Source organism: Vibrio sp. Vb0598 (genome assembly GCF_033338935.1).
GTDB lineage: Bacteria > Pseudomonadota > Gammaproteobacteria > Enterobacterales > Vibrionaceae > Vibrio > Vibrio alginolyticus.
The window spans coordinates 1-1534 of record NZ_JAWOTP010000094.1 but is presented as its reverse complement, the minus strand read 5'-3'; the positions used below and the strand labels follow the sequence as shown (position 1 = coordinate 1534).

Annotated in this window: 1 protein-coding gene; it reads left to right on the top strand. The window is 42.2% G+C overall.

Features of this window, described 5'->3' with window-relative positions:
• Positions 1–1098, top strand: a 1098-nt coding sequence (locus R7Q38_RS23165) for an ABC transporter permease (protein WP_318114432.1), incomplete at its 5' end; no start/stop codon positions are given.
• Positions 1099–1534 lie beyond the last annotated feature (436 nt).

Genomic DNA, 1534 nt, shown 5'->3' with positions numbered 1-1534 from the left:
ATGAAGTTGGCACTGAGCCGAATCAACCGCACGCCTATTACCAGCGGTCTGCAGTTTGGTGCGCTTTCACTTTCTTTGATGCTCCTTTCCATTATTTGGCTTGTCCGTAGCGATATCCTCGCAGATTGGGAGCGGACTTTGCCTGCGGATGCGCCTAATGTATTTGCATTAAACATTGCCGATTATGAACTGGCTAACTACCTAGAAACACTGGATAAAAATGGAGTGACGCGGTCACAAGCATTTCCAATTATTCGAGGACGACTCACAGAGATTAATGGCCAAAACGTTAAAGACGTTGAATATGAAGGGGAAGGCTCTGACGCAATCCGTCGAGAGCTTAACTTAACATGGGGTGATCAGTTACCAGAATATAATGACGTTCTTTCAGGAAAATGGACGAACGCAAACAGTGTTTCTGTTGAGGCCGATGTCGCGCGCGATTTGGGTATTCAACTTGGAGACAAATTAAGGTTTGTTATCAACAGCCAAAACTTTGATGCGACGGTGGATACCATTCGCTATGTTGAGTGGCGAGATATGAAGCCTAACTTCTATTTCATCTTTTCTTCTGATGTGATGGCAAATGTTCCGGGTTCATATTTAATTAGCTACCGAATCAATGAAGGAAACGAATCGCTGCTTACATCAATGTCGAGAGCGCACCCAACAGTTTCTGTGTTAGACATCCGAACTATGGGAGAAAAAATACAGGCGCTAATACAACAAATCGTTTCTGCGATCACCATTCTTGCTTTGTTAGGCGTAATTGCAGGGCTATTGCTCATTTTTACATTATTGCGCTTGAGCTTGTCTCAACGTCAGCAAGAAATCCGTCTGTATCGTACGCTTGGCTCAAGCAAAAAACGGATTAATACAACCTTATGGGCGGAATACGGAATTATGGCGCTTGTCGCAAGTTCTGTCGCCGTTATGGCAGCCGAAGCTTGTGTAGCAGCAGTGATGAAGTATGGGTTTGACCTCAATGCTCAAATTCACCCTGAATTGTGGATAGCTTTACCGTTAGCCACTTTCGTTACACTGGCACTTGTTGTAATGAGTTTGTTGAAAAGATTGTTAACGCCAGTAAACACTTAATACCCATTTATATAACTAACGCGGACTCACTCCATGACATTTTTATTTTAGTTATCCACAAAAACAGTGGATAACTTTTGGGATAACTGGAGAGGTCAAAAATAGGGGTGTTTCCGCAAGCTTTACGCCATGGGTCTTAGAGTGGGATTCTTATACACAACAGGCTAAAAATTCGCTCATCAAACCACTTCGTCAAGCACTTTTTTTGCAATTTTTTTATTCCGTAAAGCAACTTTTAAAGTTATCGCAAACCCATGAACTTTTTGTGATTTTAATCATGCCCAAACCCGAGTAGAATCACGGTTAGTAAAGATTTCTCCTTATAAAATTTTTAGTGAAGCAATGAAGTCTGAGTTTCTAAGTCATAAAGATAAACACATCGCCGTTGTAGGTGGTGGTGTAGCCGGTGCCACAGCCGCCATTCATTTTGCAGAGT